21 protein-coding genes are annotated in these 23,243 nt (G+C 52.3%); 10 read left to right on the top strand and 11 right to left on the bottom strand.

Annotated elements, in window-relative coordinates; genetic code table 11:
* Window positions 1–248: 248 nt before the first annotated feature.
* The 9 genes from ACEN8Q_RS18550 to ACEN8Q_RS18510 all read left to right on the top strand — a co-directional run bounded on the left by ACEN8Q_RS18550 (window position 249) and on the right by ACEN8Q_RS18510 (window position 8,735).
* Entirely contained in the window at window positions 249–821 is a 573-nt protein-coding gene (locus tag ACEN8Q_RS18550) for an acyl-homoserine-lactone synthase (protein ID WP_413420901.1), read from the top strand.
* A 230-nt stretch (window positions 822–1,051) separates the two neighbouring features.
* Complete coding sequence (gene fabF / locus ACEN8Q_RS18545) at window positions 1,052–2,314, top strand: beta-ketoacyl-ACP synthase II (RefSeq protein ID WP_413420899.1); 1,263 nt, start codon at window positions 1,052–1,054, stop codon at window positions 2,312–2,314.
* A gap of 695 nt (window positions 2,315–3,009) precedes the next feature.
* Window positions 3,010–3,699, top strand: coding sequence for a flavin reductase family protein (locus tag ACEN8Q_RS18540; RefSeq protein WP_413420897.1), 690 nt, complete (start codon window positions 3,010–3,012; stop codon window positions 3,697–3,699).
* Window positions 3,699–3,953, top strand: coding sequence for a hypothetical protein (locus ACEN8Q_RS18535; RefSeq protein WP_413420895.1), 255 nt, complete (start codon window positions 3,699–3,701; stop codon window positions 3,951–3,953). Before ACEN8Q_RS18540 ends, ACEN8Q_RS18535 begins: the two co-directional genes overlap by 1 nt.
* Before the next feature lie 31 nt (window positions 3,954–3,984).
* Window positions 3,985–5,241 (top strand): beta-ketoacyl-[acyl-carrier-protein] synthase family protein, encoded by a 1,257-nt coding sequence (locus tag ACEN8Q_RS18530; protein WP_413420893.1) that lies wholly within the window; start codon window positions 3,985–3,987, stop codon window positions 5,239–5,241.
* A gap of 1 nt (window position 5,242) precedes the next feature.
* Window positions 5,243–6,037 carry a MaoC/PaaZ C-terminal domain-containing protein gene (locus ACEN8Q_RS18525; protein WP_413420891.1) on the top strand — a complete coding sequence of 265 codons (795 nt, stop codon included), beginning with the start codon at window positions 5,243–5,245 and terminating at the stop codon, window positions 6,035–6,037.
* Window positions 6,034–6,768, top strand: a complete 735-nt coding sequence (locus ACEN8Q_RS18520; RefSeq protein WP_413420889.1) for an SDR family NAD(P)-dependent oxidoreductase — start codon at window positions 6,034–6,036, stop codon at window positions 6,766–6,768. The genes ACEN8Q_RS18525 and ACEN8Q_RS18520 overlap by 4 nt, the downstream gene beginning before the upstream one ends.
* A gap of 72 nt (window positions 6,769–6,840) precedes the next feature.
* On the top strand, window positions 6,841–7,755 hold the full coding sequence (locus tag ACEN8Q_RS18515) for a hypothetical protein (RefSeq protein ID WP_413420887.1): 915 nt from the start codon (window positions 6,841–6,843) through the stop codon (window positions 7,753–7,755).
* Window positions 7,756–7,817: 62 nt separating this feature from the next.
* Entirely contained in the window at window positions 7,818–8,735 is a 918-nt protein-coding gene (locus tag ACEN8Q_RS18510) for a metal-dependent hydrolase (RefSeq protein ID WP_413703529.1), read from the top strand.
* A 73-nt stretch (window positions 8,736–8,808) separates the two neighbouring features.
* Here the strand turns inward: ACEN8Q_RS18510 and ACEN8Q_RS18505 are convergent, their stop codons facing one another.
* Entirely contained in the window at window positions 8,809–9,528 is a 720-nt protein-coding gene (locus ACEN8Q_RS18505) for a helix-turn-helix transcriptional regulator (RefSeq protein ID WP_413420883.1), read from the bottom strand.
* Between the two features lie 641 nt (window positions 9,529–10,169).
* Between ACEN8Q_RS18505 and ACEN8Q_RS18500 the strand changes: the two genes are divergently transcribed.
* Entirely contained in the window at window positions 10,170–10,511 is a 342-nt protein-coding gene (locus ACEN8Q_RS18500) for a potassium channel family protein (RefSeq protein ID WP_413420881.1), read from the top strand.
* Window positions 10,512–10,625: 114 nt separating this feature from the next.
* Here the strand turns inward: ACEN8Q_RS18500 and ACEN8Q_RS18495 are convergent, their stop codons facing one another.
* From ACEN8Q_RS18495 to ACEN8Q_RS18450, 10 genes are all read right to left on the bottom strand, one after another.
* Window positions 10,626–10,847, bottom strand: a complete 222-nt coding sequence (locus ACEN8Q_RS18495) for a formate dehydrogenase subunit delta (RefSeq protein WP_413420879.1) — start codon at window positions 10,845–10,847, stop codon at window positions 10,626–10,628.
* Window positions 10,844–13,720 (bottom strand): formate dehydrogenase subunit alpha, encoded by a 2,877-nt coding sequence (gene fdhF, locus ACEN8Q_RS18490; protein ID WP_413420877.1) that lies wholly within the window; start codon window positions 13,718–13,720, stop codon window positions 10,844–10,846. Before fdhF ends, ACEN8Q_RS18495 begins: the two co-directional genes overlap by 4 nt.
* Window positions 13,717–15,276: a formate dehydrogenase beta subunit gene (locus tag ACEN8Q_RS18485; RefSeq protein WP_413703528.1), complete on the bottom strand. Its 1,560-nt coding sequence runs from the start codon at window positions 15,274–15,276 to the stop codon at window positions 13,717–13,719. Before ACEN8Q_RS18485 ends, fdhF begins: the two co-directional genes overlap by 4 nt.
* Window positions 15,276–15,752 (bottom strand): formate dehydrogenase subunit gamma, encoded by a 477-nt coding sequence (locus tag ACEN8Q_RS18480; RefSeq protein WP_413420873.1) that lies wholly within the window; start codon window positions 15,750–15,752, stop codon window positions 15,276–15,278. The genes ACEN8Q_RS18485 and ACEN8Q_RS18480 overlap by 1 nt, the downstream gene beginning before the upstream one ends.
* Window positions 15,753–16,281: 529 nt before the next feature.
* Complete coding sequence (locus tag ACEN8Q_RS18475) at window positions 16,282–16,752, bottom strand: hypothetical protein (protein ID WP_413703527.1); 471 nt, start codon at window positions 16,750–16,752, stop codon at window positions 16,282–16,284.
* A gap of 231 nt (window positions 16,753–16,983) precedes the next feature.
* A complete protein-coding gene (locus tag ACEN8Q_RS18470; protein WP_413703526.1) occupies window positions 16,984–17,295 on the bottom strand; it encodes a DUF3077 domain-containing protein in 312 nt (103 codons plus the stop codon).
* Between the two features lie 471 nt (window positions 17,296–17,766).
* Entirely contained in the window at window positions 17,767–18,426 is a 660-nt protein-coding gene (locus ACEN8Q_RS18465; protein ID WP_413703525.1) for an HNH endonuclease, read from the bottom strand.
* Entirely contained in the window at window positions 18,423–19,052 is a 630-nt protein-coding gene (locus tag ACEN8Q_RS18460) for a hypothetical protein (RefSeq protein ID WP_413703524.1), read from the bottom strand. The genes ACEN8Q_RS18465 and ACEN8Q_RS18460 overlap by 4 nt, the downstream gene beginning before the upstream one ends.
* A gap of 1 nt (window position 19,053) precedes the next feature.
* A complete protein-coding gene (locus ACEN8Q_RS18455; RefSeq protein WP_413703523.1) occupies window positions 19,054–21,297 on the bottom strand; it encodes an ATP-binding protein in 2,244 nt (747 codons plus the stop codon).
* Window positions 21,290–22,630 (bottom strand): N-6 DNA methylase, encoded by a 1,341-nt coding sequence (locus tag ACEN8Q_RS18450; RefSeq protein WP_413703522.1) that lies wholly within the window; start codon window positions 22,628–22,630, stop codon window positions 21,290–21,292. The genes ACEN8Q_RS18455 and ACEN8Q_RS18450 overlap by 8 nt, the downstream gene beginning before the upstream one ends.
* Window positions 22,631–23,243: the final 613 nt, after the last annotated feature.

The raw sequence follows: 23,243 nt of genomic DNA, 5'->3' as shown, positions 1-23,243 counted from the left end.
GTCGATTAGCGCTGAGAAGTTCATGATTCGCTCACTGTCAGTCTTTGGGGATCCAATGGTAAGTTGCCCGGCACTTGTTCGCGACTGACATAATAGATAGTTGTGTATGTAAGACGATCAAGAAAAGTTGTCGGAAGCCTGTGAATTAGCTAGTTGTCGTTGCAGTAGCTATTGGTGATTTAACACAATTGATAGTTATCATTAATGCTAAATGGCCAAATAATATTAGCTCTGAATAGGAGGTAATAATGGCTATCGCAATTGGTTCCCGTATCGAACTTGATAACGAGCGACTTGAACAAATGCACAGGCTGCGTGCCGAAGTTTTCAAGGAGCGTAAACGTTGGGATGTTTCGATCATCGCCGGCATGGAAATCGATGGTTATGATGCGCTGAACCCCTATTATCTGATCCTGGAGGATGAGCCTGGCTCTGAACGTTTGTTCGGATGTTGGCGAATCTTGCCGACCACTGGTCCCTATATGCTCAAGGACACTTTTCCGGCGTTGCTGTACGGTGCCGAAGCCCCTCATTCAGAGCGTATATGGGAATTGAGCCGTTTCGCTATCTTGCCGCGGGAAAAGTCCCCTCAATGTCTGTCGCTTGATTCAATTCTGGCAATCAAGGCCTTGATTCATTTTGCCATTGAACGGGGCGTCGATCAGTTTGTAACTGTGACCACACTTGGTGTGGAAAAACTGCTCAGGCGAAAGGGGCTCGATATCAGCCGTTTTGGCCCGGCCATGCGCATTGGTGTCGAGAATGCTATTGCGCTGCGTATAGAACTTAATGACACCACTCGTGCATCCCTGGCCATGTGAACAAAACAACGGTGGGCACTCGAAAAAGGTTAGCGAATTGATAGTTTTACGGTGAAAGTCCGTGTCTGGACCATGATCGACTATCAGTTCTGATAGTCGATTTGCTCACAGGTTGACCTGCCGCAGGTGCCTCTATCAAATGTTCTATTTGGTTTCAGCCTCCACGACCACCGGTTCAATGGACGGAAGATTCACTGCTTGCCAAATATCGAAACAGAGGAATCAACGCGATGACAAAACGAATTGTAATTACTGGAATGGGGGCGGTGTCCCCGTTGGGTGTTGGCGTTGAACACAGCTGGAAGCGTCTGTTAGAGGGCAAGTCTGGCGTGCGCAAGATCGAGCGAATAGGCGATCTGCCGGTTGAAATTGCGGGCACTGTCCCGGACATCGGTGCCGACCCTGAAGCCGGTTTCGATGCCGGCGTCTTCGTGAATCCCAAAGAAGCCCGACGCATGGATCGTTTCATCATTTTTGCCCTGGCCGCCGCCAGCGAGGCGATCCGGCAATCAGGCTGGGCTCCGTCAACGGATGAAGAAAAGGCACGCACAGCAACCGTCATTGCTTCGGGCATTGGGGGGTTGAACTACATTCGTGATGCAGTGAATTCGATCAACGAAAGTGGCGTGCGCCGTGTTTCGCCTTTTACCGTCCCCGGTTTTCTGGTGAACATGGCATCCGGTCAGGTTTCGATCAAATACGGTTTCAGAGGGCCGCTGGGAGCACCTGCAACGGCCTGCGCCGCCGGCGTGCAAGCAATTGGCGATGCAGTGCGAATGATCCAGAACGATGAAGCTGATATTGCCATTTGTGGTGGCAGCGAGGCGTGCATCAATGAGGTCAGCATTGGTGGGTTCGTCGCGGCCAAGGCAATGGCGACCAGCTTCAACGATCGCCCGGAAGAGGCCTCCCGTCCTTTCGATGCGGATCGTGACGGCTTCATTATTGCGGAGGGCGCCGGGTTGATGGTCATCGAAACCCTGGAACATGCTTTGGCTCGCGGTGCCAAACCTATCGCCGAGATTGTCGGTTATGGCACCAGCGCTGACGCCTATCACGTTACGGCGTCTCCTGAGGACGGCGCGGGCGCTCAGCGATGCATGCGGGCCGCCTTGAAGAAAGCAGGTGTTGAACCGGGCGCAGTGAAGTACATCAACGCGCATTCCACTTCGACGATGGTCGGTGACAAAGGCGAACTGGCGGCAGTCAAGGCAGTGTTTGGCCCGAAGAACGTCGCAGTGTCTTCTACCAAGTCATCTACCGGACATCTACTGGGTGCGGCAGGAGGCCTGGCAAGCATTTTTACGGCCATGTCGCTGGTTAACCAAGTGGTGCCATTCAACCTCAACTGCCACCGACCTGATGAAGACGCGCGGGATGTCGACCTGGTGCTTGGTGAACCGCGCGCCATAGAGATGGATTACGCACTGTGCAACGGCTTCGGCTTTGGTGGGGTCAACGCCAGTTTACTGCTTAAGGCGTGGCGCGACTGACACCTGCCACATCGTTCGTGTTTACCTTCGGTCCTGTCGCTTGAGCGACAGGCAGGGTGGCATCGAACTGTTCTGACTGTCATTGCCGGGTTCGCTCGGCAGTGGCCTGCTGAGACAGCGTAGAACTGCGATCCGTCGCCTGGCTTGTTCAAGCCGCTTTCCGTCATGCCTGCCCGGCCTTCCTCCAGAAAGCAGGGGCTCCCGGCCTCGGCATCCAATGGTTTGCTCCACAGATTCAGCGAACACATTGTTCAGCCTGGATCAGCACCCATCCGCGTTATTACATCCCCGATCAACTCATGCACCTGAACACTCACTGAGCTCATTCGTCGAATCAGGTATGACAACGGCGACCCGCTTGTTATGCGTGGGTGCGACAGTGACTACTGCGGGCCATTTCTATTTGTTGTGCTTGATTAAATAATTCAAGCGATGGTGTGGTGTTGTTGTTCTGCGTTATTGGTGTTTTATCGACTAGTAGTTGTGCTAGTCGGTGCTCGTTGTCAGGTGTTTCTGGGTGTTTTTTGTAAGGGCGAACTTGCCGTGCTGTCATTGTATGTGATTGATCAGTGTGCGTGTTTTTTGTGAGCGCTTCGGTTGTCACTGTTCTTTGAGATAGTCAGTTGTTGATGTGCTTGACCAGAAAAAATTCAACTGTAAACATTAGTTGGATACATGAGGAGTGAAGTAAAAAAATGAAATACGATCCGCAAGAAGATAATTGCCCTCTGCCACACTCGCCGTTCAGAAGTTGTGTCGTGCCCCGTCCAATCGCCTGGATATCCAGTGTCGATGAAAGTGGCAATGAAAACCTGGCTCCTTTCAGCCAGTGCGGCATTCTTACATTTGATCCGCCTATGGTCATGTTTGCGGCTAACCATTATCCGACAGGTCAACGAAAGGATTCGGCCGTTAATGCTGAAAAGACCGGTTGGTTTGTCTGGAATATGGCAACCGAGGCGCTCAAGGAAGCGGTAAATATCTCCGCAATGATTGTTCCTTCCAATCAAAGTGAGTTCGAACTGGCAGGCCTCGAGAAAGTAAAGGCCGATCTTTCCGATGTGCCGATGGTGAAAGACAGTCCGTGCCACCTTGAGTGCCGTTATGTTTCAACAACGGTAGTAAAGGGTAAAAGTGAGCTGGGAACAGTGGACCTGATCATCGGTGAGGTGATTCGTGTACATATTAATGATGACTACATAAAGCCGGATGGCTGTGTCGATATCCAGAAGGTTCGGCCCATTGGTCGAATGGGATATCTCGATTATTCAGTGATCGATAATACTTTTTCCATGGAAGTGCCGATGACTGATGAAATTCGCGCGATCATGAGTGAAATCATGGCCGGCAGTGCCAATAAACCTCAATCAGTAGGAGTGGAATAATGAACATAAGTACCGTGGTTAATAATGTGATTGGCGAACTGACTGATTTTGATGTCGCGACCATCACCGACGAAACCCTGATCAGCGATATCCATTTGGTCAGTCTTGATTACGTAAGTATTCAGGTTGCCCTGAAGAAAGAGCTGGGCATCGCCATCGATGTCAACAAGTTGCCTGAGGCGAAGCTCAGCACGATGGGTGATTTTTACTCCTTCTGCCGAAGCGAGCAGGCCCGGTCCAGTACGCCGGCATAACCATGCAATCACAGCTAAGGAGAGGCGTGCAGTGCAAACCAAGAAACGGGTAGTCGTCACGGGGTTCGGTTCCGTCTGTGCTTTGGGGCGGAACACGGAAGAGATCTGGGGGGCGATAAAAGACTATCAAATGGGTTACGCCCTGCATCCGATGCAAGATCAGTCGGTTACAGCCAGGTTTTTCGGAAAAATCGATTTTCCGATAGAGCTCAAAGCGGTGCCCAAGCGCATAGCCAAGAATCTTCCCCGCTTTGCGCGGATTGGTATGTCCGCATCGGAGCAGGCATTGTGCATGGCCTTTGGCGATGACCCGGTCGCCGAGATGGACAAGCATTATTCACCCTTCGACCGTGGCGTCGTGCTGGGGACAGGGTGGGGGGGCGTCGACTCGACCATTGATAACAACGACATGTATGTCGAGTCGGGTCTCGCTTCACCGCTCAGTACCATTTTTTCCATGCATAGCGTATGGACCGGGTCGGCTTCGATGGCCTGGAACCTCAGGGGTTACCAGAACACGTTGGTCGCGGCCTGCGCCACGGGAAACATTGCCATCGGTGATGCCTGCGAAGTTATCCGCAGTGGTCGGGCCAAATGCATGCTTGCGGGCGGCAGTGAGAGCATCACCGGAGCCTACAACGTATGGTCGGTGGACATCCTCGGTGCCTTGAGCAAGGAGCAGGAGAATCCAGCGAAGGCTTGCTGTCCATTCAGTCAGGACCGTAGCGGCTTTGTGTTGTCGGAAGGCAGCGCCGTACTGGTTCTGGAAGACCTGGATGAGGCGCTCAAGCGAGGCGCTACGATCTATGCCGAGATCAGCGGCTACGCCAACTATTCGGATGCCTACGACATCACTGCCCCGGCCGAGGACTTGTTGGGGCGAGCGATGTCGATGGAAAAGGCTATCGAAGATGCCGGTCTCAATACGTGGGATATCGACTACATCAATGCGCACGGGACCTCGACTCAGCTCAATGATCTGAACGAGACCAATACCATCAAGAAGGTTTTTGGTGAACATGCCCATGCGATGCCGATTTCCAGTACGAAGTCCTATACCGGCCATCTCATCGCCGCGGCGGGCGCCATTGAAACAGTCTTTTGTATCAAGACCATCCAGACCGGTATGGCGCCGGCAACTATCAATCTGGAGCGTTCCGATCCACTTTGCGATCTTGACTACATCCCTAACGAGCATCGGTACCTGGGGGTTGTCGACAACGTACTGAACATCAACTACGGATTCGGCGGGGCAAATAGTTGCCTGGTAATCAGAAGGTATTCGTGAAATGCGTCGAAACTTTAATCATGAAGACCTGGAGAGATGGGCACAGTTTTCCGGTGATCGGAACCCGGTGCATTTTGATGCGGACTTCGCGATAAAAAATGGCCATTCCGGGCGCATTGTCCATGGAATGCTGGCCATGTTGCCGCTAAAAAATCAACTAGCGCTGGAAGCTTCCATTTGTGCCCAGGCCTGCGAGATAAAACTGCATCTCAAACACGCGGTGCCGATTGACCAGTTTGTCGAGTACACACTCAGTCCGGTTCAGAACATTAAAGTGAGTTCTAACGGAAAGTCTCTGTATATGGGCAGTGTGAAGGCGCGGGCTGCACCGCAAGTTGCAGCCCTGGCAGCAGCGGACGAGCGCCGCCCGATACTGGAACGATTCAGCGCCGAAGAGCTGGACGAGAAGTACGAGTTGTTGTCGACGCTTGTTGGTTCACCGGTACATACGAGTGTGTACTGGGACGCGATCCTGTTTTCCATTTACATCGAAGACAACCGAAAGACAGCCTTGGCCAGTGATGTTCAGCGCTTTCTCGCCAGGGAAGGCATTTCCCAGGCGCGGCCTTACGTCGTTTATCAGATATCCCATGCGCTGACACTGATGGGCAGTGATTGGTCCCGGCTTCCGGGCGAGGGCTATGACTCAACTTATTACAGCGTAAAAGGTAAGGATCTGGTCAGGGTCAACGATTCTATTTTTGCCTCTGTCGTCTTTACCTTGTACACCCAGGATCGGCCTGTATTGGCGGTAGAAATGGGGTTGATAGCCAATTTGCTGGAGGAGCCGGCATGAAACGCAAATGGATTTTCGTGACGGGTGGCTCTCGGGGTATTGGCGCGCAAATCGTGCACTCGGCCAGCCGTGAGTTCGATGTCGTGTTCACCTATAAATCCAGCGTGGACGAGGCGCGGTTGCTGGCTGAGCAGTTGAACAGTGAGCCTGGCAGGCAGGTGGAAGCTGTTCACTGCGACGTGTCAGACGTAAGTCAGGTCAATGATGTTGCACAGTCGCTCATTCAGCGTTTTGGCCCACCTTATGCGGTCATCAACAATGCGGGTGTTGCCGAGGATCGACTTTTTTCCAATCTGGATGAACCGGTCCTTAACGCGATCTTCAGTCAAAACGTCTTTTCTGCATTTTCGGTTTCCCGGGCTTTTATTGGGTCGATGATGGGGGAGTCGGATACATGCATTATCAACATCAGTTCGGTATCAGGAGTTAAGGGCAATATCGGCCAGACAGCGTATTCAGCCAGTAAGGCTGCGTTGATTGGAATGACCCGCTCGCTGGCGCTTGAAATGGCTCGATTCAACATGCGCGTCAACAGTATCGCGCCAGGCTATATCGAGACCGACATGACCAGGCACTTGAAAGAGCATGGATCAGGGTTGAAAAAAAGCATCCCGCTACGTCGTCTCGGAAGTACCTCCGAGGTGGCATCACTGGTGGATTACCTGATGAGCGAGGGCGCGGCCTATATAACCGGTCAGACGCTCGTGGTCGACGGCGGCCTGAGTTGCTGAACGTCGTTATCATCATCCAGGCGATAACTGGGTCGCTCTCTGCCGGGTGACTCATTTCAAGGAGAACATTGCATGTCCGGGATCAGTACTATCGTTAACTTTGGCTGCCTGTCCGATGAACAAAGGTGGGATGCACAGCGCTATGACTGGAACTGGCTGACGGAACTGGATGAGCATGATCGGGATATTGTGAACTTGCTCGACTGTTTGTCTGATGGAGAGTTTTCCGGCCAGGCATCAGCGGTGCAGTTTCATGACTTGCTGCTCACTGAAGTCCGTGAAGGCTACCCAAAAGACCTTGCCAATGACTGGGGGCAGATTCTTGCGTATGTCAACATCATTGCCTACGAGGAAATGCGTCATGGCATCGCGCTAGCGACGGCTTATCACTATGTTTCAACAGGTGAGCTGGGGTATGTGGACAAACTGTCAGTCCGCGAATATTCAGAAAAATACATCTGGTGCTACGAAGATAGAAAGTATTGGGATCTTTACAGTTATACCTTCGCCCATTTGTTCGGTGAGGTGGTCAACACTGAGTTGTACCGGGATGTACGCAGTCAAGTGCACCATCCGGCTCTTCAGGCGCTGATAACCAATATCATGAAAGACGAGGCACGGCACACTCAGGCGTGGGCTGCGGTGATCGAGGAAATGGTCAAATCCGACCCCGCTCATCTTGAGCGTTCGCTAGCGGTGATTGATGTCGGTTTGACGTACCACAATGCAATGGTCCATGAAACCTACTTTGAAGGGCAAAACAAACTGATGCAGTTGTTCCTGCCGGCCAAGCGCGGAGAGGGCGCTGTCGATCGTATCGTGCGCAAGAAAACACAGTTGATGGAGCAGATTTTCGGTTCCCGAAACCCTTATACCCAGGAACAGATGCGTGCCCAGCATGTTTCTTTCCTGGTTAAAGGGCTGGGGCAGACCCGAGCGGTTCATTCGCCGGAAAGCGAAGACGGGATTCTGTTTCTTCAGAACTGACAGTGTCAGGGGCGCTCTACCGAAGGCGAGCGCCGTTTTGCGACAGGCAGCCAGGACGCCGCATGAAAATTAGAAGAATTCCGTTTGATATCAAACAGGCGATGAAAATCGGTGCGGATTTCGATTTTCGCTGGGCTTATGACGATCAGACTTCACTAGTGGGACTGGGGTATTCCTTTTACCTGGAATACATTGAATATTTTTGTAACTTCGTCAGCAAACATTCGCGGGGATTGATTGCCGATGAGGGGTTGTTGGACCTTGAACATACGTTTCTGGTCCAGGAGATGCACCATGCCAAGGCGCATAAACACCTGAATTCGTTTCTGTGTCCGGGCAGTGTGTACAAAGATCAATTACACCCCAGGGTGTATCCCTATCTTCATCAGTTTCATGTGAAGAACTATGAGCCCATACTGCAAAGCGTTTCCAGGGGCGAGCGGGAAGGTATAAGGGACGCTTTGCTGAAAATTGCCGTGTTTGAAAGCAAGAATTGTATTTCCAGTTTCATTTTTTTTGAGCAACTGTTTTCCGGAAAGAATTTTGCCCGGACTTGCAATATTTCAGCGAATTTGGGTGTGCTCTATTTGTTGGGCTATCATTTCACCGAAGAAATAGAACACTGCGATGTTGCCGTTGATGTTTATCAACATATTTTTCAGGAGTCGGTCTGGAATGCTGAGAGAGTCCAGTCGGAAGTCGTGGACGCCAATCACTCAGAGCACGAAGCCCTCGCCGCAGCACAATACTGTGCAAAGCGTCTTGGCATAGATACGGATGCACGGCGTTTATCCAGTTCTCCGTTCATGTCGTATACCAAGGCGCGGCAGATTGAACTGATTGGCGCTGATTTTGATTTGAATAGCCAGCAGATTCTTGATCAGCGTCATTATTATGTGCGGCAATGGGACGAAGTGTGGGAACCCGCGCTCAGGGAACGACTGCTTGCAGAGATTGAAAACCGGACGTCCCGCCTGTGAACAGTGCTGGTGTGTTCCCGGTTTTGATTCCATACACCTGTTCAGTCGTTGCCTGTTGATCGCAGCCTGCGGTTTAAAATTCCAACACGCCGGTTTGCAAGGCTTTGACTATCGCCATTCTCCTGGAGCCGACATTGAATTTCGTTCTGACTTTTGAAAAGTGATAATTGATGTTGGCTTCTGAACAACTGAGAATGCGGGCGATCTCCCAAGTGGTCTTGCCGAAAGCGCTCCATTTGAGTACTTCCAGCTCTCGATTTGTGAGCGCAACGGGCTCTTCGGCTACTTCGTTGCCGATCAGCTTCAGGAGCGTATCAAGAGCGTAATCGCGAATAAGGGTCAGGCTGGGAAGCGTTCGCGCCAAATGGTATTTGAGTTGACGCTCCGGGATCGCTTCGAGTCGGGCGCTCAGTATTCCCACTTGGCCGCCGGCGCCGTGTACCGGCAAGCTCACGCCTTGCATCAGGCCGTGATTTTTTGCTTCTTCCCTGAAATTCAGTTGTTGTGCAGAGGTGTAAATATCGTCGAACCACACGATGGGCACCGTTGAGGTAAGACAGTGGGCAACGACGGGATCTATCCGGGCATAGTCTTCAGTGTCGTATTTCTTGCGCCACGCAGCGGGATAGTCACTGAGAATGATGGCTTGATTATTATCGGTACTGCTGTTCGGTTTGAAAGCAAACAACACACCATCACAACCCAGTGCCGTAGTATTTGACTTGAGGGCTTCGAACCAATCGCTTTTGCGCGACAAACCCGACATGGTGAGAAGTTCATCCAGTGAAATCATGATCCATTCCTTTGCTGATCTAGTCGTTCTGAACAACAGCCGCGGTATTCGAAATCCAGGTAGTCGGGATCCGGTCGCGAGCTATTTAATGTTCAATGACGTGAGTCTGGCAATGTCATCGCCAGCGGGTTTCCTTTCCTCGCATAGTAACCAGGGGGGCGTTGCGCGTTGATCCCGGGATCAGCCGACACCGCGGTGCACCAGGATTCTACAGTGTGGAGCGGACTCGATACGCCAATAAATGAAAATTATTTTATTGGGTCAAGCATCGTGATGTGAAAGCAAAACGCTGATGTCGGTAGTACTGCAAAGTTGAGACGATAGTTCCAGTTTGGTGAGGCGATTCTATAAATAATTAGTGTCGCTACTGCAAACATCTCCTGTGGGCGAATGTTTGCAGGGGCTGTTGGTATTTATAACTGGCATTTTGCATCGGCATGGGCATTTTTAACATTTTCGTTTGTGACGGGTGGATTGATGAAGTTCACGATCCTGGGTAGTCGCTGTCCTTCACGGACAGTGCGTTGTTGGTCACCCCCCGACGTTGGCCAACAGTTTCCATTGTTTGTGCCACACTAACGGGTTGTTGAAACGCCGCGCATGCCAATGCCGGCCACGCAAATCTCCAGGAAGCCCGTGCCATGAGCCTCGCCCGTGCATCAAACGTCCGCCACGAGTTCTACAAAGCCGTCTGGTTCTATTTCAAAGTGGTGTGGCCGATCTTCTCGATACTGCTGTTAGTGATCGTAGCGTTCGGCCTGATCATCGCCCAACTGGAAGGGTGGAGCCCGGATGACGGTATCTACTTCGCCTTCGTCACGGGCCTGACCATCGGCTACGGCGAACTCGTGCCCAAACTCGGCGTCTCGCGAGTGCTGGCTGTGCTGCTGGGTTTCAACGGCGTACTGCTGACCGCGACATTCGCGGCCATCAGTGTCCGGGCAATTGAAGTGACCGTGACGGCGTCACGCAAAGATATGTAGGAGCGAGCTTGCTCGCGATGGTCGTCAACGATAACGCGCGAATCCAGGATAAGCGCGGTGTTCTTGAGTCCATCGCGAGCAGGCTCGCTCCTACAGTTTTTACGGTTCCCCGATCTATGCCTCCCAACCCGCCCCGATCACCGCCGCCTGCACCAGCGGGTGCAAGTCCGCTCCCTTGTGTTCCGTCTGCCAGGCCAGCAGCTCCTTGCGCATGCCCGGCGTCCAGTACATCTGCAGATGATTACGCACCCCGAGCGCCCCCAGTTGCTGGTCCGGTTCGCTGGTAAAGTACTGGGCGATCTGGTTGGCCATCTTGATCAGGTTGGCAGTACTCATCGGCGCACCTCCGCTTTGGCGCCACGGGCGCGATCCTTGAGCAGGCGGTGTTGTTCGTCGCTGAATTCCTGGAAGCGCTTTTGCCACTCCGAAGGGTGGTAGACGCGGCTGACCTCCACGGCCGTGACCTTGTACTCCGGACAGTTGGTGGCCCAGTCGGAGTTGTCGGTGGTGATCACGTTGGCGCCCGACTCAGGGAAGTGGAAGGTGGTGTACACCACGCCCGGAGCGACCCGTTCGGTGATCCGCGCACGCAGTACGGTCTGTCCGGCGCGGCTGCCGATGCCGACCCAGTCGCCTTCGTTGATGCCACGGCTCTCGGCGTCGGTCGGGTGGATTTCCAGCCGGTCCTCATCGTGCCAGGCAACGTTTTCGGTGCGCCGGGTCTGGGCGCCGACGTTGTACTGGCTGAGGATGCGCCCGGTGGTCAGCAGCAGCGGGTAGCGGCTGTTGACCTTCTCCTCGGTGGGCACGTAGCCGGTGAGCATGAAGCGCCCCTTGCCGCGCACGAATTCCTCGATGTGCATGGTCGGCGTGCCGTCCGGTGCCTCGGCGTTGCACGGCCATTGCAGGCTGCCGTGGCTATCCAGTGCGGCATAGCTGACGTTGGTGAAGGTCGGCGTGAGGCTGGCGATCTCATCCATGATTTCCGATGGATGCTTGTAGTTCATCGGGTAACCCAGGGCGTTGGCCAGGGCCACCGTGCCTTCCCAGTCGGCCTTGCCGCCCAGCGGCTCCATGACCTTGCGCACCCGCGAGATACGCCGCTCGGCGTTGGTGAAGGTGCCGTCCTTTTCCAGGAACGAAGCGCCCGGCAGGAACACGTGGGCAAACTTCGCCGTTTCGTTGAGGAAAATGTCCTGCACCACCACGCATTCCATGGCCGACAGGGCCGCGGTGACGTGCTGGGTATTCGGATCGCTCTGGGCGATGTCTTCGCCCTGGCAGTACAGGCCCTTGAAGCTGCCGGCCAAGGCAGACTCGAACATGTTGGGGATGCGCAGGCCCGGGTCGGGTTGCAGGGTGACGTTCCACGCCTGTTCGAATTGCGTGCGGATGACATCGTTGGAGATGTGCCGGTAGCCAGGCAACTCGTGGGGGAAGGAGCCCATGTCGCAGGAGCCCTGAACGTTGTTCTGCCCCCGCAGCGGGTTCACGCCCACGCCTTCGCGGCCGATGTTGCCGGTGGCCATGGCCAGGTTGGCGATGCCCATGACCGAAGTGCTGCCCTGGCTGTGTTCGGTGACGCCCAGGCCGTAGTAGATCGCCGCATTGCCACCGGTGGCGTACAGGCGAGCGGCGGCACGGATGTCGGCAGCGGGCACACCGCAGATCGGGCCAATCGCTTCCGGCGAGTTTTCCGCACGGCTGACGAACTCGCTCCAGCGGGCGAAATCGCCGCCCTCGCAACGGGCGTCGATAAAGGCCTGGTTTTGCAGGCCTTCACTGATGATCACATGGGCCAAGGCATTGAGCATGGCGACGTTGGTGCCAGGGCGCAGAGCCAAGTGATATTCGGCACGGGCGTGCACCGTGTCCACCAGATCGATGCGCCGTGGGTCGATGACGATCAGCCGCGCACCTTCACGCAGGCGGCGCTTGAGTTGCGAGGCGAACACCGGGTGGGCGTCGCTGGGGTTGGCGCCCATCACCAGGATCACATCGGCCTGCATCACCGAGTCGAAACTCTGGGTGCCGGCGGACTCGCCCAGGGTTTGTTTCAAGCCATAGCCGGTCGGCGAGTGGCAGACCCGCGCACAGGTGTCGACGTTGTTGTTGCCGAAGGCCGCACGCACCAGTTTCTGCACCAGATAGGTTTCTTCGTTGGTGCAGCGGCTGGAGGTGATGCCACCGATGGAGTCGCGGCCATATTTTTGCTGCAGCCGGCGGAATTCGCTGGCGGCGTAGGTCACCGCTTCATCCCAACTGACTTCCTGCCAAGGGTCGCTGATGTTTTTGCGGATCATCGGCTTGGTGATGCGATCCGGGTGGGTGGCGTAGCCCCAGGCAAAGCGCCCTTTGACGCAGGAGTGGCCGTGGTTAGCCTGGCCGTTCTTGTCCGGAACCATGCGCACCAGCTGGTTGCCTTTCATCTCGGCGCGGAACGAGCAGCCCACGCCGCAATAGGCGCAGGTGGTGATCACACTGCGTTCCGGCTGACCCATTTCGACCACGTTTTTTTCCATCAACGTCGCGGTGGGGCAGGCTTGCACACAGGCGCCGCAGGACACGCATTCCGAGTCGAGGAAGTTCTCGCCACCGGCAGCGGCCACGCGGGATTCAAAACCACGCCCGGTGATGGTCAGGGCAAAGGTGCCCTGGGTTTCTTCGCAGGCGCGCACGCAGCGGTTGCAGACGATGCACTTGCTCGGGTCGTAATCGAAGTAGGGGTTGGAGGTGTCTTTCACGTCCTCCAGATGGTTCTCGCCTTCATAGCCATAACGCACTTCGCGCAGGCCAACCTGGCCGGCGACGGTTTGCAGCTCGCAGTTGCCGTTGGCCGAGCAGGTCAGGCAATCCAGCGGGTGATCGGAGATGTACAGCTCCATGACGTTGCGCCGCAGGGTCGCGAGCTTCGGCGTCTGGGTATGCACGGTCATGCCTTCAGTGACCGGCGTGGTGCAGGACGCGGGGTAGCCGCGCATGCCGTCGATCTCCACCAGGCACATGCGGCAGGAGCCGAAGGCTTCCAGGCTGTCGGTGGCACAGAGTTTCGGAATGGTGGTGCCCAGCAGCGCGGCGGCGCGCATCACCGAGGTGCCTTCGGGCACGCTGATGCTGCGGCCGTCGATGTTCAGGGTGACTTGCACCTGGCTTTCGCGGGCCGGCGTGCCCAGATCCATATCGGTTTTCGGATCGAATACAGTGATCATTGCTCGGCCTCCGAGGCTTGCAGACCGAAGTCAGCGGGGAAGTACTTGAGGGCGCTGGCGACCGGATAGGAGGTCATGCCGCCCAACGCGCACAGCGAACCGTATTGCAGCGTGTCGCACAGGTCCTTGAGGATGATCACCTGCTCATCGCGAGCGGCCTGATCTGGCGCGGCCAGCAGACGGTCGATCACCTCCACGCCACGGGTCGAGCCGATGCGGCAAGGGGTGCATTTGCCACAGGATTCCTCGGCGCAGAACTGCATCGCGAAGCGCGCCATGCGGGCCATGTCCAGGCTGTCGTCAGCCACCACTACGCCACCGTGACCGAGCATCGCGCCAATCGCAGCGAAGGCCTCGTAATCCAGCGGCGTATCGAATTGCGAAGGTGGCACCCAGGCGCCGAGCGGGCCGCCGACTTGCGCGGCCTTCAGCGGCCGACCACTGGCGGTGCCACCGCCGTAGTCTTCCACCAGCTCCCGCAGAGTCAGACCAAAGGCCCGTTCCACCAGACCGCCGTGACGAATATTGCCCGCCAGCTGGAAGGGCATGGTGCCCAGCGAACGGCCCATGCCGTAATCGCGATAGAACTGCGAGCCCTTGGCCAGAATCAGCGGCACCGAGGCCAAAGTCAGCACGTTGTGCACCAGCGTCGGCAGGCCGAACAGCCCCTGCAACGCGGGGATCGGCGGCTTGGCGCGGACGATCCCGCGCTTGCCTTCCAGAGAGTCCAGCAGCGCGGTTTCTTCACCGCAGATGTACGCGCCGGCACCCACTCGTACTTCCATGTCGAAAGCCTGGCCGCTGCCGCCGACATTCGCGCCGAGGTAACCGGCATCACGGGCAATGTTCAGCGCTTGACGCAGGGTAGCCACGGCATCCGGATACTCCGAGCGCACATAGATGTAGCCGTAAGTGGCGCCGCAGCAGAGCCCGGCAATGGCCATGCCTTCGATCAACAGGAAGGGGTCGCCTTCCATCAACATGCGGTCGGCGAAAGTGCCGGAGTCGCCTTCGTCGGCGTTGCACACAATGTACTTCTGCATCGCCTGAGTGCCACGCACCGTGCGCCATTTGATCCCGGCAGGGAAGGCCGCGCCGCCACGGCCACGCAGGCCTGAGTCGAATACCTCAGTCGCGGTCTGTTCGCCGCCCACCGCGATGGCTCGGGTCAAACCTTCGAAACCACCATGAGCCCGGTAGTCGTCCAGCGACAGCGGCTGGGTAATACCCGCGCGAGCAAACAGCAGGCGTTGTTGAGTCTTCAGATAAGGCAGCTCTTCCACCAGGCCCAAGGCCAGTGGATGGCTGGAAGGCTCGCCTTGCAGCGCATCTAGCACAGACGGCACATCGGCAGCGGTCAGCGGACCAAAACCGATCCGGCCTTGCGGGCTGTCCACTTCCAGCAGTGGTTCCAGCCAGTACAGGCCGCGCGAACTGGTGCGCTGTAGCTCCAGCGGCAGATTAAGTGCCTTGGCCTGAGTGATCAGGGCCACGGATACCTCATCGGCACCCACGGCACGGGCAATAGAATCACAGGGCAGATAGAGAGTCGGCATCACGCGTCCTCCCGGCAAGCGTCGAGCAAGGCATCCAGACGCTCAGCGCTCAGCCGCGCATGCACCCGGCCATCCAGCTCCAGGGCAGGCGAACAGGCGCAAGCACCAAGGCAATACACCGGACGCAAACTGATGCTGCCGTCGGCGCTGCTGCCGTGGTCGTCCAGTTGCAGGCGTTCACGCAACTGCGCGGCCAACTGCTCGGCGCCGCGACTCTGGCAGGACTCAGCCCGACACAGCCGCAGGATATGCCGGGCCGGTGGCGCGGTACGGAAGTCATGGTAAAAACTGATCACCCCGCGAACCTCCGCCTGACTCAGATTGAGGGCATGAGCGATCTCGGGGACGGCGACATCGGGGATGTAACCGATGCGTTCCTGAATATCATGAAGAATGGGCAACAGCGCACCCGCAGAGCCCTTATGGCGCTCCAGCAGACTGTTGACCACAGGCAGGTGCAACTCAACATCAGGCATACAGCATTCCTCACGGTCACGGACACACCAGAGGGTCGTCGGTTGTCCGAAAGTCTCGGCTGCGGCACTCACACCACGTCACGGAATCGTGGCATTTTCAGGCCGTTGGCCAGGGCACCCTGGGCGGGCATCTTGTTGTGCCCGGCGCGGTCTTCGCCGCACATCGGTAAGGGCATAAAAGCCAGATTGCCACGCCGCCCTTGATTTCTCTGCACCAGAGCGACGTGTTTGGTTCTGTCTACGACTATCCATTAAGTCTAGATGAGCGAGGCAGGGGCCGTTCACGCACTGGCCTACCGAAGGGTGATGTACAGCAAGCGTTGCCGGTGAGAAACAGCATCAGATCGGAGGGTAATTCCACGGGGCAGATACGCTGATCCACTCCGCAGCCCCCCTGTAGGAGCGAGCTCGCTCGCGAAAAACGCAGGGCAATCAACATCTGCTGTTGAATGAGCACCGTCATACTGCAAACAGCCTGAGAGGGATAATCCCCCCGCTCCCACGCTATGCATGGAAGCGGGGAAAACCCTTAACCAAGCTCACCACAGAAAATATCGGGATTCCCATCGGCCGGGCTTGTCCGCATCACCAGCGCGTATCCGCCGGACCGCAGCGAGTCATAAGCCATAGGCACGCTCTTCCAGAGTTGGATGCCCGCCTGCTCGTTGAAGTTGTCAACCACGATGCGATTGAGTGAATAGGCCGGCTTGGGCTCGTGCCTGGCGCAGCTTCCCGAGTAGATATAGGTATACAAGTGCGCCGGAATTGCAGTGCCATTGGGTACGCCGCCCACGAACAATGAGAGCGCCGTCTCTCTACTGCTCAAGGGGGTCAGAATGGCCTGAGCGATATGCCCGGCATTGTAAGTAGTTGCATTCAAGGGAACGGCAACGATTTGCTTCGGGGCTGCACCAACCACGGAGATCCAACCTGCCGCTACCAGCAACGCCAGCGAAGTTACGACCTTCATCGTAAAACCTCCCGCCTTGTAAGGGCTCATTGAAGAGATCCCCCACTGAATTTTAGTCAGCTGTACAAGTCCTGAGGTTATTCGGATGGTCGGTCCAATAGCCATTAGGTTGTAGCAAACCCACTGCAGGAGCGAGCTCGCTCGCGAAAAACGCAAGACATCCACATATCCCGCTGAATACCCCGGCCACCGCAACCAAGCCCGCTCTCACAGCGTCACGCCTGACTTTTGAAACCAAAAACCATTCTGGCGCCTCGCCCACTACCCCTCAGCCTTAGCCCCCGTCCGCTTGGACGCCAGCTCAATATCCCGTTCCCGCGTCAGCACCTTCACCGCATCATCCACCAACGCCTTACTCATCGAGGTCAAATAATGCGCAGCCCAGGCGTGACTGTCGGTGTCTGTGGCGTAGGCAGCATCTTTGGTGAGCGACTTGGCCAGTAACAGAAAATCAGAAGCCATCGATAACGCATCACCGAGGGGAACGCCGCGAGTGACGTGGAACAGTGGTTGATCGGAGCAGTAGATGGCGGGGGTTAAGCCGATGGTTTTGAGTTCGGGTTGTTCGGTCATTGGCCACCTCCGAGGATGGAGATGTGGTGGGGGAGGGGGTTATGTGATTGGGAATTGCTTAGAGGGGAAAGCCAAATTTCAAACGGATTGATACTGCGCATTATCCAACTCCTTGATATGAGGAGCTGCCACGTTCGTTACCACACGAATGGGTGACAGCTGTGCGCAGGGTGGTAAACCGGGTATCAAGGAAACCGGCACGCCCGAGGGCGTCCCACGCACAGCCGCCATAACTCACGCCGCAGGCATAAAAAAAGCGCCTGATGACGTGATTGGGGCGCTGTTGCGCCTTGAATAACTCGGGTTACCACACCCGGTCGCTGAATTGGCAGCGACGGGGGGAGGGTATCGTGCAGACCTCTTTCCCGCAACCTTCGAAAGCTCCTAGCTCAAGCTTTCCAGCCGAAAATTAGCAGCTACAGGCATAGAAGAAAATTCCCCTACTGCTATCTCAGAATGGCCTGACATTAGCTATAGGCCTGAATTGGCTTCTAACTTGGCTATTTCAATGCGTGCTGCTTGTATAGCGCTAATCGCAGTTTTTGCCTGTCGAAATTTGTCAATAACATCGTCAGTGATTTGTCTGTCTTCAATCATTGGCGATATTTCGGTAAGTATGCTTTCTGCAATGTCAAAGACGAGATTAATCCTAGCTTGTAATATTCGTTTCTTTCTAACAAGAATTCGGCTTGGTCTATTAAGGCTTAAAAGATTGATAAGATAAGTAGATGGCCCTTGCAACGCGGAAAAAATACCCGTTCCAGAAATGTCGAAGTATTCGTGTCGATCAAAATCAAAAGGCTCAATAAATCCAACCGCACCATTGTGCGAATCGTCAGTGGTGATGTCTAATGGCCAATGTGCGGACTTGTACCTGTTGCATTTTGCGCACGAAATGACCAAGTTTTTTGGGTCGTTTTTAAGTGCAGGAAATTTTTCTTGTGGCCTGAAATGATCAAGGGCAAAGCCCTCATGGCCAATTTCGCTTAAATTAACATCGCAATATACGCAGCGATTTTGACAGTCGATGGAAATCTGGTTTCGATAATGAGTGTATGAGTAGTACTCATCGTTTGGTTTTTTTTCATAGTTTTCACAGCGTGTGATTCTTGGGAAAAAAAGTGTTTTCATTGTTTTTTAGCCAGCTCTTGTTCAAGTTTATTAATAACCTGTTCAAGCTCATCAAGTTTTTTTAATTTGTCTGCTGTGATGAGTTCGCTTACTGCAAACGGCGCGTTTCTAAGGTAGCCTAACTCTGACAGCTCCTCAGTTTCGTTTTCATCGAGCGAGTCGGTAACTGACTTTCTTAGAAGGAACTCAAAGCGATTTTCCCTTGCGCCAAGAATGTCGCAATAATTATCTATTCCGCGGAGAATTCTAGCTCCTACAACTTCTTTTTTGGTCGGGAGCTCCTGTTTGTTTAAAATGTCTTCGACTGTCATCTCTCCGTCGAATAACTCCTCAGAGTCAGGGAAGCTTGTTAATATATATATTGGGATTTTTTTATTTATGGCGCGTAAATAGCTGGCAAGCTCGATTCCAAAGTACTGAGCTTCACCAGAGTCTTTAAGTTGCTCGTCAAGGATGATTGTAACGATCTCTTCATCCTCTACGAGAAAACGCATGTCAGCTAAGTTTCTTCTCGGCTCGATTTCTACTACCGTGATTGATGCGTTCTCTGCTGGAAAGCAGTTCTGAAGAATCAATGCGTAGGTTTCACGCTGGTCAATATCTTCATCGATGAATGCAATTTTCATATCAGTTTTCGCTTCCTGCTGCTGGTACTTTAATTGCGAATTTGGCGCCGCCAAGCTCCCCTTTAGGTGCAAGCTCAATCGTGCCGTTGGAGTGCTCTTCGATAAAAGTTTTGATTATAGATAACCCCATTCCAGTACCAACGGGTTCGCCTTTTTTGTTTCTTTTTGTAGTAAATGTTGCTTTAAATATATGATCCTCAACTCCCGATTCAATTCCACAGCCACTGTCTTCGAAATCTATATAGCAGAATGACTTGTCAGCGTTAATAGTAATTTCGAGTTTGCGAGATGTTGCAGGTGTATCAAGCATCGCCCAGCAGGAGTTGGTAATCATGTTGGCAAAAATACTCTCCCAATCAATTTCATAGGCTTTTATTATTTTTGGCTCATTTCCAATTATATTCAAAGTGTGGGTTATTTTTCTTTTTTCTAACATTTCTTCAAGGCTGGTTAATACATTTCTGGCTATATTGTTAATGTCTATTAAGCGTCTGGTTCTCTTGTCTCTGCGTATGTTGCCAAGTGAGAAGTTTCCAAAAATCCGGATGTAGTTTAAGGATTTTTCGATCTGGTTAAATCGTTTGTTTGCAAATTCAATGGTGTCTAACGGAAGCATAAAAATTCCGTCATTTATTTTATTTTTTAGAAGTTCGCTACTGGCTATTGCATTTGAAATGGATGCAAGCGTTTCATGTCCAAAGGATACTGAAAGAATGCCGAGTGATGCTAAGTTTGCTAGGGTGTCTTTTTCCGCCTCTAATTGGTCTATTCGCTCTTTGAATGACGCAGTCTTCTCCGTTTCTTTTCCTAAAGAAATCTCAAGGTTGGCTAACTCCTTTTTGGTCCCCTCATCTGCAGTAGATTTAATTTTGTTTATCGTTTGTAAGATTTTTTTGTATGCGCTTACATTTTCATCTATGCCTTGTGATAGGTCTACTGCTGGTTCTATTTGTTGAGTTTGTTTTTCTTCACGAGCTTTTGTTGTAAGATGCTTTTCAAATAATTCTATACATTTGAATGTGAAGGCTCGAAGGGCAAAATAAGCAGGTGTTTCTGTAAGTCCTTCCCGGTTAGTTTGATCTACCAAGTTCTTATTGGTTTCCCTTCCAATAAATACTGCGCCTACGATCTGATTGTAACCAATCCTCCAGTTATCCATGGTGATACTTTCAGGATTGATAACTCGCCGCATTGCCAATCCGAGCCAATCACCTTCCCCACTTGGCTCGCCATAAGGCTTGACGCGGAAGTGGTCTCTATAAATTCGGACTCCTTGATTGCTTTTGAGAAAGCTTCTTACATCTGTTGCTTTAAATTTGTTTGTGTCAATTTTTTTGTTTGTAATGTTTCTCATGAAGTACAATTTAAATGAGAGAGGGCCACATAAAGGCGTTTCTCCATGAGATTTAATCCAGTCACTCCATAGCGCCTCATCATTGTTCAGTGTTATATTGTCATTGCCGTCATAAATTTTGTAAGTGACAGTGGATTCGTCTGTTATTGCAGCCTCTAATCGCCATTCTGCGGCCTCTAAGTAATGATAGGATGAAATATATCCATCTAAATCTTCTGCAAATCCATTGGTTTCAAATTTTATACGGAATCCTAATTCTTTTGAAAAAGGAGAGACTAATAGAGATAGTTCTTTTTGAAGATCTTTGAGGAAGTCGTAGTTCCAGTCATCTTTTAATCCAAGGAGAGCATACTGGGATCCCTTGTTTTTTCCAGGTAGAGGGAATGATTGCTCCGGAAGGTCGGTGGCATTTATTTTAAATACGTCATGCTTTATAGAGTCTAGATCGACGCTGGAGGTCTGGTTGTAGCGGTCCCAGTCTATGTACGCCTCATATATAACGACCGATTGTTCAGTCTTCGTAAAAAGGTTTAACTTTGTGCATAGTCTATCTATGCCGAGCCTTCCAAGTCCCTTTGCTCCAGTGTAAGTCCTGTTTTTATTTTGGCTGATGCCTTTTTCTAGTTTGTGTGTTGTTCCTATTCGCATCCATTTTGTAATTAAAGTATCTTCATCCATCCCGTCGCCATCGTCAGTGATAGTGAGAGTAGGAGTGTCGGTGCCTAACCCTGAGAAGCTAATAATGACTTCTTCTGCATCAGCGTCGTAGGCATTTTTTATCAGTTCGCCAATGGCAACTAATGAGTTTGAAATGCTCTCTCGCCCTAATTGTATGGCAATCCTGGCCTCGACGCTGAAAGGGTGCGTGCCTAAGCTGGTTTTTTCATTCATCGCTTATTCCATGCATAGGTAAGAGTTTTACCACCTTTACAGTAAGGTGGCGGCATCTAATGTTTGAATTTATATAGTCATTTATTTCTTTTGACTTAAGATGGCTAAGCATTTTCTTACACGTGGATAGCTTCCCATCGAAAGGGCGTAACACAATAATGTGGTTTTCTACTGAAACAGCTTCTTGGCAATTTACTATCGACCCGACTATACGATGTTTATCTCTAGGGCTTGATGTACGACGAATTGCGATGAACGGAGGAGCAATTTTTTTACCAGAATGGGTAATCCGTTCTGATAGCTGGCTGATTGTTGCCCATGCGGGTAATATTTTTGCGTGAGCGAAAGGTGCATTAATACCAGTGGCTTTGTCCCTGTGCGGTACTACAGGTCCCACACATACTTCAAATTTGCTAGATAATGTTGTTGTATGAAGTTCAGCGTTTTTATTTTCTTCTTTGATGCCGTTATTTTTGGTCTTTACTCCGTTCAAAAAAAACACATCTATTTGTACGTCTTTTTCAAAACTTCCAAAATCTTCGGTGTTATAGTCAAGCTCTTCAGATATTGCCGCGCGCCACCGTTCGTATCGACTACCACTTTTTAATACGTCAGGTAGTATGGCTACTAGTTTTCCATTTTGCGGTAAAACTTTAGTGGAGATGTCCATGAAAGTCGCGGCGGCATTCGATTTCCCAGAGGTCCAATTAATATGAATTGGAGTATTTATAGGGCAGAAGGGAGGGTTCATAAAAATGTTATCAATGATCCCTATGTAACTTTCGTGCTCGGCTAAAAAATCACCTGGTCTAATGTTGGTGAGTATGCTAGTTAGTTCGGGTAGTGTTGCGGTTGTCGTCGCTGTGCTTCTTGTTATGGCTAACTTTATGATTTTCTTTTTTGCTATTTCTATAAAGCTTTCGTTTATATCCAGCCCGTAGAGCTTCTGGTTCCAGTCTTTCAGTGTCTCTTGAATGGTTGGCTTGCTGGAAAGTTTTTCGGCAACTTTAAGTAGTAGATTTCCTGTGCCACAAGCTGGGTCTAGGACAGTGCCGTTGCCTTTTACATAATTAAATTTTTTGCTTGCAATTTCTGCTAATTCATTAGGGGTAAAAAATACACCGTTAGTTTTTCGTTGGGTCTGGGTTAGTTTCGAAAGTGCATATGATTCTTCGAGCTCGATATGTTCAAGTTCGGTAATGATGTTGTGGTTGATATGTTTTAAGTTGGTATGAAGCATTTGCACTTCTAGGCTTTTGTGGGCTGTTTTTTTAAGACTCTGGCCATTTAGAGGAAGCTCAGAAATTCGAAGTTTGTTTTTCTCAATGTTCAATTGCGTGACGCCCGAAGATTAATGAGGTTTTTCTGAGATAAGGGGCGTGCAGTAGCTGGTGTTATTGTGGGTGTGTTGTAAATATTTATGTGGGATGATATATAAATTTGAATGTTGCTATGGCGAAAAGCAGTGTTGCGGTCTCTCTCTGGCCAGATGTTATTTCTCATTTATGAACCTAGCCTATGCAAAAAGAATGAAACGGATGGAAAAATTTATCCTATTTTTGAGGGCGTGGCGACCTGAAATGGGGTTGGATGACCGAGAGATGGGGCGATGATCGGCATGGACGCTCAGATATGTCCGAGAATCGCTATTTTTTACACTTCTTTATCATTCATCCTTCAAAACGGGCGCTGTTCCATGTCAGTGCGGCATTCCGATTAGCGATGCATTGGCACAGGCATCCGATTTCTGTTCCATATCCATGCGCTTTCGGAGGATTCAGCCTACGCCACAGGCAACGAATACTATGGTGGGTTGCGCATTGTTTGAAGGCGCTGAGTAACGCGCTGATTGATGTGGTGAAGGTGCTTACGCAACCTTCCTGAACCGAAACGGAGCCCGAAAAATACCAGTCATTCCGGCGGATTAGGCGCCCCGAGTTATCGTG

Source organism: Pseudomonas sp. Pseusp16, assembly GCF_047324915.1.
GTDB lineage: Bacteria > Pseudomonadota > Gammaproteobacteria > Pseudomonadales > Pseudomonadaceae > Aquipseudomonas > Aquipseudomonas fluorescens_CD.
Note: the sequence above shows the minus strand (reverse complement) of the source record. Positions and strands in the feature narration are given on the sequence as shown.

What these genes read in the sequence shown, in the direction of transcription:
- fabF (WP_413420899.1), top strand. Translation starts at nt 1,052, where the DNA reads ATGACAAAACGAATTGTAATTACTGGAATGGGGGCGGTGTCCCCGTTG.
- ACEN8Q_RS18540 (WP_413420897.1), top strand. Translation starts at nt 3,010, where the DNA reads ATGAAATACGATCCGCAAGAAGATAATTGCCCTCTGCCACACTCGCCG.
- ACEN8Q_RS18470 (WP_413703526.1), bottom strand. Translation starts at nt 17,295, where the DNA reads ATGACCGAACAACCCGAACTCAAAACCATCGGCTTAACCCCCGCCATC.
- ACEN8Q_RS18520 (WP_413420889.1), top strand. Translation starts at nt 6,034, where the DNA reads ATGAAACGCAAATGGATTTTCGTGACGGGTGGCTCTCGGGGTATTGGC.
- ACEN8Q_RS18550 (WP_413420901.1), top strand. Translation starts at nt 249, where the DNA reads ATGGCTATCGCAATTGGTTCCCGTATCGAACTTGATAACGAGCGACTT.
- ACEN8Q_RS18500 (WP_413420881.1), top strand. Translation starts at nt 10,170, where the DNA reads ATGAGCCTCGCCCGTGCATCAAACGTCCGCCACGAGTTCTACAAAGCC.
- ACEN8Q_RS18525 (WP_413420891.1), top strand. Translation starts at nt 5,243, where the DNA reads ATGCGTCGAAACTTTAATCATGAAGACCTGGAGAGATGGGCACAGTTT.
- ACEN8Q_RS18480 (WP_413420873.1), bottom strand. Translation starts at nt 15,752, where the DNA reads ATGCCTGATGTTGAGTTGCACCTGCCTGTGGTCAACAGTCTGCTGGAG.
- ACEN8Q_RS18455 (WP_413703523.1), bottom strand. Translation starts at nt 21,297, where the DNA reads ATGAATGAAAAAACCAGCTTAGGCACGCACCCTTTCAGCGTCGAGGCC.
- ACEN8Q_RS18475 (WP_413703527.1), bottom strand. Translation starts at nt 16,752, where the DNA reads ATGAGCCCTTACAAGGCGGGAGGTTTTACGATGAAGGTCGTAACTTCG.
- ACEN8Q_RS18505 (WP_413420883.1), bottom strand. Translation starts at nt 9,528, where the DNA reads ATGATTTCACTGGATGAACTTCTCACCATGTCGGGTTTGTCGCGCAAA.
- ACEN8Q_RS18510 (WP_413703529.1), top strand. Translation starts at nt 7,818, where the DNA reads ATGAAAATTAGAAGAATTCCGTTTGATATCAAACAGGCGATGAAAATC.
- ACEN8Q_RS18535 (WP_413420895.1), top strand. Translation starts at nt 3,699, where the DNA reads ATGAACATAAGTACCGTGGTTAATAATGTGATTGGCGAACTGACTGAT.
- ACEN8Q_RS18515 (WP_413420887.1), top strand. Translation starts at nt 6,841, where the DNA reads ATGTCCGGGATCAGTACTATCGTTAACTTTGGCTGCCTGTCCGATGAA.
- ACEN8Q_RS18465 (WP_413703525.1), bottom strand. Translation starts at nt 18,426, where the DNA reads ATGAAAACACTTTTTTTCCCAAGAATCACACGCTGTGAAAACTATGAA.
- ACEN8Q_RS18485 (WP_413703528.1), bottom strand. Translation starts at nt 15,276, where the DNA reads ATGCCGACTCTCTATCTGCCCTGTGATTCTATTGCCCGTGCCGTGGGT.
- fdhF (WP_413420877.1), bottom strand. Translation starts at nt 13,720, where the DNA reads ATGATCACTGTATTCGATCCGAAAACCGATATGGATCTGGGCACGCCG.
- ACEN8Q_RS18495 (WP_413420879.1), bottom strand. Translation starts at nt 10,847, where the DNA reads ATGAGTACTGCCAACCTGATCAAGATGGCCAACCAGATCGCCCAGTAC.
- ACEN8Q_RS18460 (WP_413703524.1), bottom strand. Translation starts at nt 19,052, where the DNA reads ATGAAAATTGCATTCATCGATGAAGATATTGACCAGCGTGAAACCTAC.